At 61.9% G+C, this 16,594-nt stretch carries 12 protein-coding genes, 1 tRNA gene and 1 pseudogene; 11 read left to right on the top strand and 3 right to left on the bottom strand.

Annotation, left to right across the window (positions count from 1 at the left end; all coding sequences use genetic code 11):
- Nucleotides 1-417 precede the first annotated feature (417 nt).
- From smc to rsfS, 8 genes and pseudogenes are all read left to right on the top strand, one after another.
- Nucleotides 418-3,996, top strand: coding sequence for a chromosome segregation protein SMC (gene smc / locus QZY67_RS04945; protein ID WP_295368826.1), 3,579 nt, complete (start codon nt 418-420; stop codon nt 3,994-3,996).
- Between the two features lie 71 nt (nt 3,997-4,067).
- Complete coding sequence (gene ftsY / locus QZY67_RS04940) at nt 4,068-4,967, top strand: signal recognition particle-docking protein FtsY (RefSeq protein WP_295368825.1); 900 nt, start codon at nt 4,068-4,070, stop codon at nt 4,965-4,967.
- Nucleotides 4,968-5,204: 237 nt separating this feature from the next.
- Nucleotides 5,205-5,920: pseudogene (gene rph, locus QZY67_RS11940) on the top strand (ribonuclease PH).
- 4 nt (nt 5,921-5,924) lie between these two features.
- A complete protein-coding gene (locus QZY67_RS11935) occupies nt 5,925-6,524 on the top strand; it encodes an XTP/dITP diphosphatase (protein WP_366448938.1) in 600 nt (199 codons plus the stop codon).
- A gap of 70 nt (nt 6,525-6,594) precedes the next feature.
- Nucleotides 6,595-6,924 (top strand): ribosome assembly RNA-binding protein YhbY, encoded by a 330-nt coding sequence (gene yhbY, locus QZY67_RS04930; RefSeq protein ID WP_295368823.1) that lies wholly within the window; start codon nt 6,595-6,597, stop codon nt 6,922-6,924.
- Between the two features lie 43 nt (nt 6,925-6,967).
- Nucleotides 6,968-8,188 (top strand): bis(5'-nucleosyl)-tetraphosphatase (symmetrical) YqeK, encoded by a 1,221-nt coding sequence (gene yqeK / locus QZY67_RS04925; protein WP_295368822.1) that lies wholly within the window; start codon nt 6,968-6,970, stop codon nt 8,186-8,188.
- A gap of 70 nt (nt 8,189-8,258) precedes the next feature.
- Nucleotides 8,259-10,031, top strand: coding sequence for an LCP family protein (locus QZY67_RS04920; protein WP_295368821.1), 1,773 nt, complete (start codon nt 8,259-8,261; stop codon nt 10,029-10,031).
- A gap of 44 nt (nt 10,032-10,075) precedes the next feature.
- Nucleotides 10,076-10,438, top strand: coding sequence for a ribosome silencing factor (gene rsfS / locus QZY67_RS04915; protein ID WP_295368820.1), 363 nt, complete (start codon nt 10,076-10,078; stop codon nt 10,436-10,438).
- Between the two features lie 94 nt (nt 10,439-10,532).
- On the opposite strand, the gene QZY67_RS04910 is transcribed toward rsfS, so the two are convergent.
- Both QZY67_RS04910 and QZY67_RS04905 read right to left on the bottom strand, forming a co-directional pair.
- The gene (locus QZY67_RS04910) at nt 10,533-12,275 is read right to left on the bottom strand and encodes a CvpA family protein (protein ID WP_295368819.1); all 1,743 of its coding nucleotides are present in this window, start codon (nt 12,273-12,275) and stop codon (nt 10,533-10,535) included.
- Nucleotides 12,276-12,498: 223 nt separating this feature from the next.
- Complete coding sequence (locus QZY67_RS04905) at nt 12,499-13,080, bottom strand: hydrolase (RefSeq protein ID WP_295368818.1); 582 nt, start codon at nt 13,078-13,080, stop codon at nt 12,499-12,501.
- A gap of 230 nt (nt 13,081-13,310) precedes the next feature.
- Between QZY67_RS04905 and QZY67_RS04900 the strand changes: the two genes are divergently transcribed.
- A tRNA-Ser gene (locus QZY67_RS04900) sits at nt 13,311-13,402 on the top strand.
- A gap of 81 nt (nt 13,403-13,483) precedes the next feature.
- On the opposite strand, the gene QZY67_RS04895 is transcribed toward QZY67_RS04900, so the two are convergent.
- Nucleotides 13,484-14,368: a site-specific integrase gene (locus QZY67_RS04895; RefSeq protein ID WP_366448939.1), complete on the bottom strand. Its 885-nt coding sequence runs from the start codon at nt 14,366-14,368 to the stop codon at nt 13,484-13,486.
- Nucleotides 14,369-14,499: 131 nt separating this feature from the next.
- On the opposite strand from QZY67_RS04895, the gene QZY67_RS04885 reads away from it, so the two are divergent.
- Nucleotides 14,500-15,594: a transglutaminase domain-containing protein gene (locus tag QZY67_RS04885; RefSeq protein WP_295368817.1), complete on the top strand. Its 1,095-nt coding sequence runs from the start codon at nt 14,500-14,502 to the stop codon at nt 15,592-15,594.
- A 272-nt stretch (nt 15,595-15,866) separates the two neighbouring features.
- Nucleotides 15,867-16,412, top strand: a complete 546-nt coding sequence (locus tag QZY67_RS04880; protein WP_295368816.1) for a hypothetical protein — start codon at nt 15,867-15,869, stop codon at nt 16,410-16,412.
- Nucleotides 16,413-16,594 lie beyond the last annotated feature (182 nt).

Here is a 16,594-nt window from a genome sequence, read left to right as displayed (position 1 = left end):
GAGCAGTGCAAGGTTTTTACGGAGCTGTCGTTTCATGATCTCCATCCTTTCTCTCATCCGCACGGCCGTGCGGACGGCGGCGTACTTCCGCCGCCCAATCGATAGCTGTTGTCACTTACCGCTGGTTCATCACCTCCCGGAGCGGTTACGCAAATGTGCAAATAAGATCCCTTCCATACCCATTCTACAAGGAATGTTGGTTACATGCAACGGGTGAGTATGACATTTTGCACAATAAAAAGTGAGAGAAGGAATGTAAAATTGGTGTAAAACGGTCAATTGTACAAAAATGGCGGCATATATCGCCGGAGGGTTTCAGGGAATACCGGGCGGAAAGCGGAAAAGCGTTTGCAAATAGAGGCGGAACTTGATATAATATAGTATTCAAATGCATTGCACCAAAAACGCAGATGTGAGGTGCCAGATTTGTACTTAAAAGCGCTCGAAATTCAGGGTTTCAAGTCTTTCCCGGACAAGACGGTCCTTACCTTTGGAGAGGACATCACCGCCATCGTGGGACCAAACGGCAGCGGCAAGTCCAACATCTCCGACGCCATCCGCTGGGTCATGGGGGAGCAGTCCACCCGGGCCCTCCGGGGCGGCAAGATGGAGGACGTTATTTTCGGCGGCACGGCCAAGCGCAAGCAGCTGGGCTTTGCCGAGGTCTCGCTGGTGCTGGACAACTCCGAGCACTTCTTTGATTTGGAGGAGAGCGAGGTCATGGTCACCCGGCGGTACTACCGCTCGGGGGAGAGCGAGTACTACATCAACCGCCGCAGCGTCCGCCTGAAGGACGTCAACGAGCTCTTCATGGACACAGGTCTTGGCCGGGAGGGCTACTCCATCATCGGCCAGGGCAAGATCGACGAGATTCTCTCGGTCAAGTCCGGCGACCGCCGGGAGATTTTTGAGGAGGCGGCGGGCATCTCCCGCTACCGCCACCGCAAGGAGGAGGCCGAGCACAAGCTCACCCGCACCGACGAGAACCTGGTCCGCATCAACGACAAGCTGGACGAGCTGGAGCTCCAGGTAGAGCCGCTGCGGGCCCAGTCGGAGAAGGCGCGGAAGTACCTCCTCCTGCGGGACGAGCTGCGGGGGCTGGAGATCTCGGTCTGGATGGACCAGCTGGAGAAAATCCGCGCTGCGGCCATCAAGACCCTGAGCGACTACGAGAACGCCGTCCGCCAGAAGGACGAGGCACAGCGCCAGGTGGAGGTGCTGTACGCCGCCGCCGAGGGCTACGCCGCCCAGATGCGGGAGAAGGACGTGGAGGCCGAGCACATCCGCTTTGAGATGATGCAGCGGGAGGCGGACGCCAACCTGTGCGACAACGCCATCGCCGTGCTCAAGGCCAACATCCAGAACAATATGGAGAACAGCGGCCGCCTTCAGGAGGAGCTGGCCGCCCAGGAGGGGCGGGACGACAGCATCGGCGCCCAGATCGAGGACCGCCGCAGCAGAATCCGATCGATTATAGAGGAGGCGGACGCCCTGCGGGCGTCTCTGGCGGACTGCCAGAGCCAGTCCGAGGCGGCGGTGCGGAGCGCCGGCACCCTGGCCGCCGAGATGGAGGCCCTGCGGCAGAAGGAGGCGGTGGAGAGCGCCTCCGCATCCGAGGCAAAGGCGCTGCTGTCCGCCCTGGCCGCCGCCGCCCAGGAGCTGCTGGACCGGGACGAGGCGGTGCGGCAGGAGCTCTCCGCCGCCGAGGAGCGGCTGTCCGCCGCCCAGGCGGAGGAGAAGGCCGCCCGCGCCGCGCTGGAGCAGGCCAAGGAGGACCGGGACGCCCTGAAGAACGTCATCAGCGGCTACACCCTGCGCCTGGAGTCCCGCAGCCGGAAGGCCCGGGAGGCCCAGGACCGGCATATGAAGCTCCAGATGGAGGAGAACGCCCTCAAATCCCGCATTCACATGCTCCGGGACATGGAGAAGGCCTACGAGGGCTACTCCAAAGCCATCAAGGTGGTCATGGGGGAGGCCGAGCGGGGCCAGCTGCGGGGCATCCACGGCCCGGTGGCCGGACTGCTCCATGTGGAGGACCAGTATACCGTGGCCATTGAGATCGCCCTGGGCGCCGCCATGCAGAACATCGTGGTGGACACCGAGGAGGCGGGCAAGGCCGCCATCCAGTGTCTGAAGCGGCGGGACGGCGGGCGCTGCACCTTCCTGCCCCTGACCTCCATCCGGCCCTCGGAGTTCCGGGACCGCGCCGTGGAGCGGGAACCCGGCTTTGTGGGCATGGCCGACCGGCTGGTCCGGTTTGCGCCCGCCTATGAGAGGGTGTTTTCCAACCTGCTGGGCCGGGTGGTCATCGCGGAGGATATGGACCGGGCCATTGCCATGGCCCGGAAGTACGGCTACCGGTTCCGCATCGTCACCCTGGACGGACAGGTCCTCAACCCCGGCGGCTCCATGACCGGCGGATCGGCCTCCCGTTCGGCGGGCATTCTCAGCCGGGCCAACGAGCTGGAGCGGCTGAACACCCAGCTGGGCGGCGTGCGGGACGCCCTGGCCGAGGCGGCCAGAGGGATGGAGGAGGCCAGGCGGGAGGCGGCTGCCGCCCAGTACGAGGTGGAGACCGCCCAGGCCCAGCAGCGCACCCATGAGGACGCCATCCTCAAGCTGGAGGAGCGCTGCGCCCACTATACGACCCAGCTGACCGAACTGCGCCGCCAGCAGGAGAACCAGCGCGCCGAGCTGAAGCAGCTGGAGCAGCGGGCCGCCCAGACCGAGGCGGACACCGCCGCCGCCCGTAGCCGCATCGAGGCTCTGGAGGGCTCCGCCGCCGCCCTCCGGGCGGAAGCGGACAGCAAGGCGGAGGGCCAGAGCCGCCTGCAGGAGCAGGTGAGCGCCATCGGCGAACAGATCGCCGGGCTGAACATGAAGCTGGCCGGCCTGGAGGCCGAGCAGGACGCCTCCCAGAAGGCCCTGGAGGAGCTGGAGGGCCTGCGCCGTGACATGGCGGGGGACCGGGAGCAGCGGGCGAAGATGATCGCCGAGCTGAAGGCCAAAAACGACGACCTGAACGCCCAGATTTTGGAGCAGGAGCGGCAGCTCCAGGCCATCCGGGAGGAGAACCAGGTCCGGAACCAGACCATTCAGCGGCTCAACAGCGAGAAGCTGGCCCTGGAGGGCCAGCGGAACCAGGCCGACCGGGAGAGCCGGGACAAGAACACCGAGCTGCTGGCCATGGAGCGGGAGGTATCGGTGCTGGAGCAGAAGAAGCTGTCCAGCGCCATGGAGGAGAAGAGCATTCTGGACAAGCTGTGGGAGACCTACGAGCTCTCCCACGAGGCTGCCCGCCAGCAGCGGGTGGAGCTGGAGAGCGTGCCCAAGGCCCAGCGCCGCATCGGAGAGCTGAAAAAGTCCATCTCCGGCCTGGGCAACATCAACCTGGACGCCATCGAGGAGTTCCAGCGCATCAACGAGCGGTACACCTACCTGAAGGACCAGCGGGACGACGTGCAGAAGTCCAAGAAGGAGCTGGAGGGCATCATCGCCGACATCACCGCTGAGATGAAGACCATCTTCTCCAACCGGTTTGCCATCATCAATCAGGCCTTTGGCGAGACTTTCCAGTCCCTGTTTGGGGGCGGCCGTGCCACCCTGGAGCTGGAGGACCCGGACGACATCCTCAACTGCGGCATTGAGATCAAGGTCCAGCCGCCTGGCAAGGCGCTGAAAATCATCACCCTGCTCTCCGGCGGTGAGAAGGCCTTTGTGGCCATCGCCCTCTACTTCGCCATTCTGAAGGTGAGCCCCACGCCCTTCTGCGTGATGGACGAGATTGAGGCCGCCCTGGACGACGCCAACGTGGTCCGCTTTGCCCACTACCTGCGGCAGATGAGCGACAAGACCCAGTTCATCGTCATCACCCACCGGCGCGGCACCATGGAGGAGGCCGACGTGCTCTACGGCGTCACCATGCAAGAACAAGGTGTGAGCCGCATCCTGACCATCAATCTGAATGACGTGGAGCGGGAACTGAATATCAAGTAAATTACCGTGTTTCAACACCGGAGGGACGCGGAATACTGAAAATAAGAAAGAACGAAAGGAACCGAGCGTACATGGGCTTTTTTGACAAAATCAAGGCGGGCCTGACCCGCACCAAGGAGAACATCGGCCACTCGCTGGACAGTCTGTTTGCCGGAGAGCTGGACGACGACTTCTACGACGAGCTGGAGGAGACCCTCATCCTGGGCGACATGGGCATGGACACCACCATCAAGGCGGTGGCCGAGCTGCGCCGCCGGGTAAAGGCGGAGAAGATCAAGGACACGGAGGGGGCCCGTGAGTGCCTGCGCCGTGTGCTGACCGACATGCTGAACGTGGGCGACTGCGCTCTGAACCTGAGCGCCTCTCCCGCCGTGATTCTGGTCATCGGCGTCAACGGCGTGGGCAAGACCACCACCATCGGCAAGCTGGGCGCACGGCTGAAGGGGGAGGGGAAGAAGGTGCTGCTGGCCGCTGCCGACACCTTCCGTGCCGCCGCCGCCGATCAGCTGGAGATCTGGTCCCAGCGGTCCGGCGTGGAGCTGGTCCGCCAGCACGAGGGCGCCGACCCCGCCGCTGTTGTGTTTGACGCCATGCAGGCCGCCAAGGCCCGCAAGACCGACGTGGTGCTGGTGGACACCGCCGGCCGTCTCCACAACAAGCAGAACCTGATGAACGAGCTGAACAAGATCGGCCGTGTCATTGACCGTGAGCTGCCCGGCAGCCGGACCGAGACCCTGCTGGTGCTGGACGCCACCACCGGCCAGAACGGCCTCATCCAGGCCAAGCAGTTCATGGAGGCCGCCGGCATCACCGGCATTGTCCTCACCAAGCTGGACGGCTCCGCCAAGGGCGGCATTGTCATCGCCATTGCCGACGCCCTCCAGGTGCCTGTGAAGTATATCGGTGTGGGCGAGGGCATCGACGACCTGATGCCTTTTGACGCGGAGTACTTTGTCCGCGCGCTGATCTGATATATAATAAGGAAGGAGACAGATGAAAAAGCTGGTATTAGGCGGCGCCTGCGCCGTGAGCGGAATCCTGCTGACCGTCCTGATGGAGGCCGGGGCCCTTGCCCGGGCAGGCATGTGGGCGGTTCTGGCCGCTCTGGTGCTGATGGCCTCCGGTCTGCTGCTTGGGATTCTGGGCCTGCGGGACATTAAAGAGAAAGACAGTCTCCCGGGACTGTATCCTGTTTTGGAGGTATATCAATGGCAAGAATTGACGGACGGGCCAACGATCAGCTGCGGCCCATCGAGATTATCCCCGGCATCAACAAATTTGCGGAGGGCTCCTGCCTCATCCGCTGCGGGAACACCCACGTGCTGTGCACTGCTTCGGTGGAGGACCGGGTGCCCCCCCACGTGCCGGAAGGGGAGGGGTGGGTCACCGCCGAGTACTCCATGCTGCCCCGTGCCAACCGGGAGCGGAGCAAGCGAGACATCGCCAAGCTGAAGCTGTCCGCCCGCTCCGCTGAGATTCAGCGGCTGGTGGGCCGTTCTCTCCGGGCGGCGGTGGACATGAAGGCTCTGGGCCCCCGCACCATCACCGTGGACTGCGACGTGCTCCAGGGTGACGGCGGTACCCGTACCGCCAGCGTCACCGGCGGCTTTGTGGCCCTGAGCTTTGCCCTGCACAAGCTGGTGGAGGAGGGGGTCCTGGAGACCATGCCCCTCAAGACCTGTGTGGCGGCCATCTCCGCCGGTATCGTGGACGACCAGCTGCTGCTGGACCTGTGCTATGAGGAGGACTCCTCCGCTCAGGTGGACCTGAACTGCGTCATGACCGGCGAGGGCGAGCTGGTGGAGCTCCAGGGTACCGGCGAGGGACGTTCCTTCACTCTGGAGGAGCAGCGGGCCTGGTGGAGCTGTGCGCCAAGGGCATCCGGGAAGTGCAGACGGTCCAGAAGGCCGTCCTGGGAGGTTGAGCCCATGAAAATGGTATTGGCCAGCAAGAACAACCACAAGCTCAAGGAGATGCAGGACATCCTCTCCGCCCAGGGGGTGGAGGTGGTCCTGGAGTCCGACGTGGGCGCCGATGTGGACGTGGAGGAGACGGGCACTACCTTTGAGGAGAACGCTCTGCTGAAGGCCAAGGCGGTCATGGAGGCCACCGGTCTGCCTGCCATCGCCGACGACTCCGGCCTGTGCGTGGACGCCCTGGGCGGCGCCCCCGGGGTGTACTCCGCCCGGTACGGCGGGCCCGGTCTGGACGATGTGGGCCGTTACCGGCTTCTGCTGGAGAATATGAAGGGCCAGCTGGACCGCCGGTGCAAATTTGTCTCGGCCATCTGCTGCTGTTTCCCCAACGGGGACACGGTGACCGCCCGGGGCGAGTGCCGGGGCACCCTGGCCTACGCGCCCAGGGGAGCGGACGGCTTCGGGTACGACCCCATCTTCTTTGTGCCGGAGCTGAAGAAGACCTTTGCCGAGCTGCTGCCCGAGGAGAAGAACGCCATCTCCCACCGGGGCAACGCGCTGGCGATTTTCAGGGACAGGCTGGCGGAGTACCGCCGGGACCATCAGCTTTGAGCGGCCGGAAAAGGCCGTTTGAACAATATTATATTAAAGGAGGAGGCGGGAATATCCCGCCAAAATACCTATGGATTTGACAAGCAAGCAGCGCGCCCAGCTCAGGAGCCTTGCCAACAGCATCGACACCATTGTCCATGTGGGCAAGGACGGCCTGGGGGAGAATCTGGTCAAGCAGGCCGACGACGCACTGGAGGCCCGGGAGCTCATCAAGGGCAAGGTTTTGGAGAACTCCATGCTCACCGCCCGGGAGGCGGCCGAGGAGCTGGCCGCGGCAACCCGGAGCGAGGTTGTGCAGGTGATTGGAACAAAATTCGTCCTGTATCGTCCAAGTCATAAAAAGGACAAGAAGGACAAGATCGTTCTGGTGAAGGACAGCCGGAAAAAGCCGGTGGTGTGACAGACATTCAGCAAACACAATTGCGTGAAAGGAGCTGGCTCACTTGAAAATCGGTATCTATGGCGGCACCTTTAACCCGCCCCACCTGGGGCATATGGCGGCGGCCCAGGCGGCCATGGCCGTGCTGGGGCTGGACAAGCTGTTTTTCATTCCCGCGGCCCTGCCGCCCCACAAGGAGCTGCCGGCCGACGGCGCCGGGGCGGAGCACCGCCTGGCCATGACGGCCCTGATGGCCGACGGCCTGGGGGAGTCCATCGGCCGCCGGGGGGACGTGGAGGCACTGGACATTGAGCTGCGCCGGACGGGGAAGAGCTACACGGCCGACACTCTGGAGGAGCTGCACGGCCGCTTCCCGGCCGATGAGCTCTGGCTGCTGATGGGGACGGATATGTTCCTTACCATCCAGAACTGGTACGAGCCGGAGCGCATCATGGCCCTGGCGGGGATTGCGGCCTTTGCCCGCACAGAGACGGACAGCGGCGAGCTGCTGCGGGTCCAGGCCGACTACCTGACAAAGACCTACCAGGCCCGGGTTCAGCTGGTGGAGCTGCCTAAAATCACCGATCTCTCCTCCACCCAGATGCGGGAGCTGCTGGAGGAGGGGCAGGGGGGCGACCGGCTCTGGCCGCCCGTGTACGGCTATATCCTCCGCAACGGGCTGTACGGCGAGCACCGGGACCTGAAGCGGCTCAATGACGCGGAGCTGCGCTGCGCGTCCTACAGCATGATCCGCGCCAAGCGGATTCCCCATATCAAGGGAACCGAGCAGGCGGCGGTGGAGCTGGCGGAGCGCTGGGGGGCCGATGTGGAGAAAGCCCGCCGGGCAGCCATCCTCCACGACTGTACGAAGTATCTGAATATGGAAGAACAGTTGCAATTGTGCCGGCAATATGGTATTGTATTGGACGATTTAGAGCAAAAATCGGTGAAGCTGCTCCACTCCAAAACAGGTGCCGCCATTGCGCGTGATGTGTTTGGCGTGCCGGACGACATATACTGGGCCATTTTCTGGCACACCACGGGCAAGGCGGATATGTCCACCCTGGAGAAGGTGCTCTATCTGGCCGACTACATGGAGCCAACCCGGGATTTCCCCGGCGTGGAGAAGCTGCGGGAGCTGACCCGCCGTGATCTGGATGCCGCGCTCCACCTGGGTCTGGAGATGAGTGTGGAGGACCTGGAGGAGCGGGGCGTCCCCGTTCACCACAACACCATGGAGGCTCTGAATTGGGTGCTGGAGCATGGGCCCCGGGATCCTTCCTGAATCCAAAGCAGAAAATTTGCAGAGACACAGCCGCCGGTGAAGCGGCGCGCGGGAAAGGAACTACGAACCAATGAATCCTGAGCAGAATCGCAAAAAAGGCGGCGCCCGTCTGTTAAAGCCGTCCTCCAAAAAGGCGGAAGCCGCGCCGGAGAAGGAGAAAGAGGCGGTCCCCACCAAGAAACCGGAGTTTACAGACAGGGATGCGGAGGCCGGCCAGGCCCAGAAGGCCAAAAAGCCCAAGCCTCAGCGCACCACCAAGCAGAAGGTGCTCCGCGGCGTATTTATCGGCGTCACCGTTCTGGCGGCTATCATTGTGGTCATTGGAATTGCCCTGGCCATCTTCGTCCAGAAGCCGGCCCAGGTAACACAGCCGGACCGGGGCTCCAAGGAGCCGACCAGTACGGAGGAGCAGAGCGAAACCGGCGCTGCAGGTACGCGGCCGGGCGGCGTGTCCAGCGACCGGAAGGAGGATTTCTATACCTTCCTGGTGGTGGGCCGCGACACATACGGCGGCGGCAATACGGACACTATGATGCTGGCCTCCTATGATATCCCCAACCAGAAGCTGTCCGTCATGAGCATTCCCCGGGACACCCTGGTCAACGTCTCCTGGGACATTAAGAAGATCAACTCCGTCTACAACATGTACGGCGGCGGCGACGAGGGCATGGACGCCCTGAAGGAGGAGGTCAGCCAGCTGGTGGGCTTCATCCCGGACTACACCTTTGTGGTGGAGTGGGAGGCCGTGGGCAAGCTGGTGGACGCCATCGGCGGCGTGTACTTTGACGTCCCCCGCCGGATGTACTACAACGACCTGTCCCAGAACTTCAAGATTGACCTCCAGGAGGGCTATCAGCTTATCGACGGCGACAAGGCCATGCAGCTGCTGCGCTGGCGTCACAACAGCGACGACAACGGCAACATCCTCAACTCGGGCTACGCCAACGGCGACCTGGGCCGTATCGAGACCCAGCAGGCCTTCCTCCAGGCGGCCATTGAGCAGTGCCTCCAGAAGATCACAGAGGTGAGCACCATCACCGGCATTGCCCAGATCTTCTTTGAGAACGTGACCACTGAGCTCTCCGTGGGCAACCTGGCCTGGTTTGCCCAGCAGGCCATCTTCGGCAACAGCGCGGGCGAGAAGCTGAATATGGAGAATGTGAGCTTCTTCACCATGCCCTGGATTTCTGCCGACGGCGTGTGGAGCCGGACCTACAACAACCACCCCTCCTATGTGGCGCCCGACGTGGATGAGCTGGTGAATGTGGTCAACGAGCATTTCAACCCCTATGTGGATGACCTGCGCCAGGACGAGCTGGACATCATGTATGTCAACGACGACGGCACTCTGGGCTGCACCAGCGGTGTGCTGGAGGACACCAAGTACAACAGCTGGGTGAGGAACAAGAACTCCGGTTCTTCCGGCTCCGGCTCTTCCGGCTCCGGCTCTTCCGGTTCCGGTTCTTCCAGTACGACGCCCTCCGCCAGCACCAGCCCCTCTCCCAGTGCCAGCGCTTCGGAGACGCCCAGTGCCAGCCCTTCCCCCAGTGTCACGGAGACGCCCACGCCCAGCCCCAGCGAGAGCGCAGCGCCCTCGCCCACACCCAGCGAGACCCAGCCTGCTGCGAGCGAGACGCCTTCTCCCAGTCCCAGCGAGAGCGCGTCTCCCTCCCCCGCGCCCAGTGAGACCCAGCCCGCAGTGAGCGAGACGCCCGCGCCCAGCCCCAGCGCTTCGGAGACGCCCAGTCCGTCCCCCTCTGAGAGCGGCGGCACGGATCAGCCCCCCGAGGGCATCCCCATCTATACGCCCGAGGTGCCCGCGGAGACCGCCCCTGCGGCGTAACGGAACAGCCATTCAACCCAACTGAGAAAGGGGTTTATCAACCTATGACACCCAAGGAAACCGCGATTGTTCTGGCCAAAGCCCTGGACAGCAAGAAGGGCATTGACATCAGGGTGCTGGAGACCGGCCACCTGACCACCCTGGCGGATTATTTCGTCATCTGCACTGCCACCTCCACCACCCAGGTCCGCGCTCTGTCCGACGAGTGCGAGAAGACCATGAAGGAGACCGCCGGCGAGCTGCCCCACCATGTGGAGGGCCACCGGGGCGGCACCTGGGTCCTGCTGGACTTCTCCTCCGTGGTGGTGCACATCTTCATGGAGGACGCCCGCAAGTTCTACGACCTGGAGCGCCTCTGGTCTGACGCCACGCCTGTGGATCTGACCGATGTGCTGACCGGGAACTGAACCCCATAGACAGCAAGGCTCCGCTTCCATCAGGAGGCGGGGCCTGCTGACAGAGGAAAACCGGGTGTGCGCTGCTGCGCACACCCGGTTTTCCTTATCCTCTGCGGTCCAGTGTGATGGTATAGCCCTCCACAATGTCGGGCGCATCCCCCTCGGCCACGGGGGCGTGGTTGATGGTGACGCGGTCGCCGGGGTTGAGAATGACAGCGATATCGTTGTCCCTGGCGGGGATGGAGTAGTAGACATCCCCGTCCTCCAGGGAGAAGTAGTAGTAGGTGTTGCCGTCAATGACCGCCGAGCGGATATCCGCGATAACGCCGGACACATCGGTCTCCAGCCGGCTGCCCTGGTCCACGGCAATGCCCTTGGCGGAGAGCTGCTCCAGGTAGTCCTGCTCGCAGGCGGCCACAGTGTCGCCGATACCCACCACGGTGAACTGGCCCACGTTGACCATGGCGTACTGCTTCACCAGCTGGCGGTTGTCCTTCAGGGCGATGAAGTAGGTGGGCTGGTCGGCCACGTTGAGGAGCAGGGGGAAGGTGGAGGTATAGCCCTGGTCCTGGACCATGCCTTCAGCGGAGGCGCGGGCGGACTGCTCGGTGGCGCCGGGGACGGTGTAGAACTTGGTCTCTTTGGTCCGCTGGTTGCACAGCAGGAAGCCCAGGTTGGACTGGTCGCTGGTGGCGGAGGTGACGCCGGTGTACATGTACACGTCGTCGTTCATGGCGATATAGTTGTAGCCCTCCGTGGTGACGCGCACGTCCTTCTGGCCGAAGATGGAGTTGATGAAGCCGTGGATCAGGGTACCGTAGTAGTCGTACTGCTGCATGATGAGGGAGGCCAGGTATACCCGGTCCACCCACTGGGGCACGTCCTCGTGGGCGTAGTAGGTGCATTCGCCGGTGACTGCGTTCATCAGCACTGCGCCGCTGATATCCGTGCCGCCGAACAGGCCGATGGTCTTGACCACCCGGGGGCAGATCCACCAGGGGTTGCCCTCCTCGTCGATTTCAAAGGAGGGGGTGGCGAACATATAGGTGGGGTAGTTGAACCGGAGATGGCGGTACACGTTGCGGTTAAGGGGCTCGGAGGGGGAGTATTTTATGCCCTGACCCTCGGGCAGACGGACCACCTGCACCTCCTGGGTCACCATGTCCACCACGATATAGGCGGGCAGGCCCTCGGAGCGGTTGGTGAACCACTTGATAAGGTCGGCGTACTCCAGCGGCGCCACCCGGACAGGGCGGCCTTGGTAGTTGATCTGGGTGGAGTCATAGGCCACCTCGAACTGGCTGGCCATGTCGGGGATGGTGCCCATCTGGGTAGTGCTCAGGTAGCGGGCGGAGTCCTCGTCCAGCATGGGGATCTCGTCAAAGGAGATCTCCTTCACGTCGGAGACAAAGTCCCCCTCCTGGACGTCCAGCAGCTCCCGGTAAGCGGCGGCGCGGAAGATGGGCAGAGAGATGACCTGCCCCACCAGAGCCACCACAATCAGCAGGACCAGCAGGATGCCGATGGGCAGGCACTGTTTCTTGATGAAACGGAAGTACTCCTTCACCTTGCCGCCCTGAGCGGTGGTGACCGTGCCTGCGGCGGTGGTCACCGTGGAGCCCTCCAGATGGAAGCCGCCGGTGATAAAGGCACAGACGATATACACCACGCACAGCAGGCCCACGAAGGTGTAAAACTCCTCGGACTGGAGATTGAGCGCAGGGAGCGTGAAGTAGAAGTAGACAAGGCCGATAACCGCGGTGATCACAAGGTTCAGCAGCACTTTGCCCGCTTTGCTTTTGGGGATGTGGAGCTTCTTCCCGCTTTTCGATTTCTTTTGATTCAATGTAAGATTCTCCTTTTCTCAAAGTGCGCGACCTGTGCCGCGCGTCTTTCCAGGCTTTAACTAGTATAGCCCAGACAGAGGGCAAAAGCAACATGGCCGCCATAATCGGAAGATTAAAATTGCGTAAAAATATCCAAAGGGGACGCCCGCCCGCCGGAAAGGACGGCGCATAAAAGCAAGAGGCGCTCCACCAGGGAGCGCCTCTTACGTATGAACACGGAACTCAAAGGGCGGCGGCCTCCCGCTCAATATCGCCCTCGCAGGCCTTCATGGCCTGAAGAGAGCGGTCCAGCAGGTCGCTGAGCTCCCAGCCCAGCAGCTCGGCGCCCTTGGAGATGGTATCCCGGGAACAGCCGGCGGCAAATTTCTTGTCCTTGAATTTCTTTTTCAGGCTGGACAGCTCCATGTCCTGCACGCTCTTGGAGGGGCGCATGAGGGCGGCCGCGCCGATGAGGCCGGTGAGCTCGTCCACAGCGAAGAGGACCTTCTCCATCTGGTGCTCCGGCTGGACGTCGGCGCCGGTCATGCCCCAGCCGTGGCTGACCACGGCGTGAATAAGGGCGGCGTCAAGACCTTGGGCCTCCATCAGTTCCCGCACCTTGACGCAGTGCTCATCGGGCCACTGCTCGAAGTCCAGGTCGTGGAGCAGGCCCACGGTGGCCCAGAAATCCGCCTGTTCGCCGTAGCCCAGCTCCTGGGCGAACCAGCGCATGACGGCCTCAACAGTCAGGGCATGGCGGAGGTGGAAAGGCTCCTTGTTGTAGGTTTTGAGCAGGTCCAGGGCCTGCTGGCGGCTCAGTTGCATTGCGGCAGCGCTCCTTTTTGGCTAAAATAGCATGGTATCAGGCTCATTTTAGCGCAGTCCGGCGGCCAGGTCAAGGGGCGGCGGGAGGGGACGGCTGCGCCGGAAAAACAGAGGCCTGAAAATACGCGAAAAAAATAAAAATACCTATTGACAAATCAAGAGGCAATGGTTATAATAATCAACGTTGCTCCGGTAAACAGGAAAAACAAAAGACGAATGAGCACAGAGATGGAGTAGTATCGAAGTGGTCATAACGAGCACGACTGGAAATCGTGTGGCCGTCAAAAGCGGCCCGAGGGTTCGAATCCCTCCTACTCCGCCAGGAATCCCGCAGCTGTAAGGCTGCGGGATTTTTCTTTTTTCGGCGTGGGACAGATATTTGCAGCGTGTTCTAATATCTGTTCTAACATGTTTTCTTGAAAAGAGCATCTACCACTTCAACGGCCCCTTCTTGCATCTCAGTCATGACATGGGAGTACACGTCCAGGGTAATGCCGATGGAGGAATGGCCCAGTATGGCCGAAACGATTTTAGCAGGTACGGAGTTGCGCAGCATTAGCGTTGCGTTGGTATGCCGGAGGTCATGAAAACGGATAGAGGGAAGATGTGCCTCTTCCAGAGCCGCAGAGAATTGACGTTGAAGTGCACTGCTGGTGAGAGGAGAACCATCTGAGCGGCAGCACACAAGGTCATGCGGATTGAAACCAGGGCCAAATGCTTCGGCGTCCTCTGCCTGTTTTGAATGTGCGGCAACAAGGGCGCTTTGAAGAATTTCCGGCATCATAAGCGTGCGGCGGCTGTTCTTGGTTTTGGTGCTGCTGAGGGAGAAGCCGCCCTTTGAAAAAGAGGCGGAGTGCGAGATAGTCACGGTATTGGCGCTCATGTCTACATTCTTCCACTGAAGCCCTAGAGCCTCACTACGCCGCAAACCGAGCGTTAGGGCGAGGAGTACAGGGAGAAAGATTTCTTTCCCTGTGCAGGCTCTCACCAGGGCCACAGACTGGGCAGGAGTGAGCGGAGAGGCTTCATAGAGCTCTTTCTTTGGCGGGTCTACAAGGTCGGCGGGATTTCTGGATATGAGCTGAGCCTTAACAGCGGCACGCAGGGCCTTGTGAAGGTTGTTATGTACATATCGGATGGTAGTACCCGACAGGCCGGCTTTTCTTAGTGTGTCATACAGGCTTTGGATGTCTTTGGGCTGGAGACGGTTTAATTGGATATTGCCGATTTTGGGAATGATATGGTTCTCAACATTCACCCGATATCCGCGGAGCGTATTGGGAGCCAGCTGGGAAGCACAGTAGCTACGAGGCCAACCCCACCCATTACGTCAGCCGCTATGGGGCAAATTATTTCCATGAAGATATCGCCGATACTTTTGCGGTATTTGTACTGGGAGACCAGCCCCAGGGGGACACTGTGGCGGAAGAGAAGCTGCGCTTGTTCTGGGCCGACTCGGACATGACAGCCCTCCGCACTGCCATTCGCCGGAACCTGGGCCTTGACTGGCCGGAGCAGTCCGGCGCCTCCGGTCCTGAGCTGCCGGGCAGCACGGCTGTCGCCAGCCTTGAAGCGCTGAAGGCGGAGCTGACCCGGGCTATTGCGGCCGCGGAACAGCCGCCTGTCTTTGACATATCGGCGCTGGAGAAGGATGAACACTTTGATTTAACGGTCAAGAACCTCTACTACACAATTATCAATGCACATCCGGAATACAAGTACGCCTATGACCTGACCGCTTCGGTGGAGGCGGACGGCACACTGCGCTGCACAATTTCCTACATGCCTTACCGGACGGGGAACTACCCTGCGGATTTTCAGGGGACAGAGGTGGACTCGCTGTCCGAACTGGTTCAGACAGCCCGCGCCGGACTCTCCCAGGGAACTATCGACATTCGGATTACAGACCCCACTCTGGCGGTGGATGACATGAACAAGGCGCTGCAGCAGGTAGGCGGCGGGTGGCTTCTGTGCCAGCTCAACCGGGACAGCACGGCCATTACAGTCACGCCGCAGAACGGGCTGACCCACGCGCAGGCTCTGGAGCGGCTGGCAGAGACACAGCGCCTGGCGGAGCAGATCTATGGGGAAACCGTCACAGCGGACATGGACCAGCAGGAGAAGGCCGAGGCGCTGTACAGCTATCTGACAGAGCAGGTGCGCTATGACTTCCGCTATTACGGACAGCCGGGCGAGATGCCCTATGAATCAACAACCGCCTATGGAGCGCTTCACGACCATCTGGCAATCTGCGGCGGCTATGCGCAGGCGTTCCAGGTTCTTCTGGAGCAGGCGGAAATCCCCTGCATTACCGTCACCGGCAAGATGGGAAGTGAAAACCATATGTGGAATCTGGCCCAAATCGACGGGCAATGGCTCTACTTTGACGCTACCAGCGATCGCGGCCGGGCAGAGTACGGCTTTTCCTACTGCGGAGCAGCGCCGGAGGAGCTGGTGCGCTACGTGTGGGAGCATGACAGGGCCATGTTTTTGGCCGAGTCGATTTTCCCGTAACAGGAAACGGAAATAAGATACCATCGTATGCTTTCAGGGGGGTGGGATGCTGTGCATCCCATCCCCCTCAGGCTGTCCAAAACACCGCTGCGCCTGCGCCGCGCGGCGGGGAGCTGTTCCGTCATAGCCCGGCAAAAATCCGCAAGCAGCGTGGGGAAGTTTTGCAAAAAATAACGCTGGAAGATTGGGCCAATTTTTGCATACACATAAATAAAAGGAGAGGGGGCGGTACAGTGGAGGAAATGCGTATTCCGCTGAGGAAACCGGATGGGGTGGTCCGGATAAAGGAAGAGGGGCTCCAGGCGGTTATTTCCGCCCGGGCATCGGACGACGGCGCGGGGCTCTACAAGCTGTATCTGCTGGGGCGGGAGGGCAGCCTGCTGCTGGGGACGCTGCTCCCCGAGGGGGGAGTCCTCCGGCTGCGGCGGACCATCCCCCTCTCCCAGCTGCGCCGCCAGGGGCTGTGGCCGCCCTCCGGGGCGGAAATCCGGCTGTCCCATGCCTTTGGCGGTCCGGCCGGGGAAGGGGAGCGCCCCCCCGCGGGCTGGACCCGGGAGGACAATCCCGCCCGGCTCATGGGGGAGCGGCTGCTGAAGGAGTGCGCCGCCACCCTGAAGGGGGGACTGACCCGGTGGGAAGGGGAGGGCTTTGTGCTGGCCCTGCCCTGGGAGCCGGGGGGTGTCTTTCCTCTGACGCCCCTGTTCTGCTTCGCATCGGCGGAGCGGATGGACGGCCGGGGCTACGCGGTGTTCCGGTTCAACGGCCGGGGCTGCCCCCGGCAGCCGGAGGGGCCCGGGCGGGAGAAAAAGGGGCGGTAAACGCCTTGTTCCGGCGGCGCTTGTGTGGTAAACTTCCTGTGACGGCCCGGGACGGTTGTAACCCGGGCGCCGCTGCTGTATAATAATGTCTACTGAATAAACCGCTTTGCGGTTTATTCGTGCGGCACAGCCGCACAATTCCATAAAAACGGCTCAAAGGAGCCGCTTTTGTGGAATTCAGC

It is taken from the genome of uncultured Pseudoflavonifractor sp., assembly GCA_904419835.1.
Taxonomy (GTDB): Bacteria; Bacillota; Clostridia; order Oscillospirales; family Oscillospiraceae; genus Pseudoflavonifractor.
This window is presented reverse-complemented; position numbering and strand designations above follow the sequence as displayed.

Excerpts from the sequence above, each read along its gene's own strand:
- ftsY (WP_295368825.1), top strand. The coding sequence starts at position 4,068 with ATGGGCTTTTTTGACAAAATCAAGGCGGGCCTGACCCGCACCAAGGAG.
- QZY67_RS04905 (WP_295368818.1), bottom strand. The coding sequence starts at position 13,080 with ATGCAACTGAGCCGCCAGCAGGCCCTGGACCTGCTCAAAACCTACAAC.
- QZY67_RS11935 (WP_366448938.1), top strand. The coding sequence starts at position 5,925 with ATGAAAATGGTATTGGCCAGCAAGAACAACCACAAGCTCAAGGAGATG.
- rsfS (WP_295368820.1), top strand. The coding sequence starts at position 10,076 with ATGACACCCAAGGAAACCGCGATTGTTCTGGCCAAAGCCCTGGACAGC.
- yhbY (WP_295368823.1), top strand. The coding sequence starts at position 6,595 with ATGGATTTGACAAGCAAGCAGCGCGCCCAGCTCAGGAGCCTTGCCAAC.
- QZY67_RS04920 (WP_295368821.1), top strand. The coding sequence starts at position 8,259 with ATGAATCCTGAGCAGAATCGCAAAAAAGGCGGCGCCCGTCTGTTAAAG.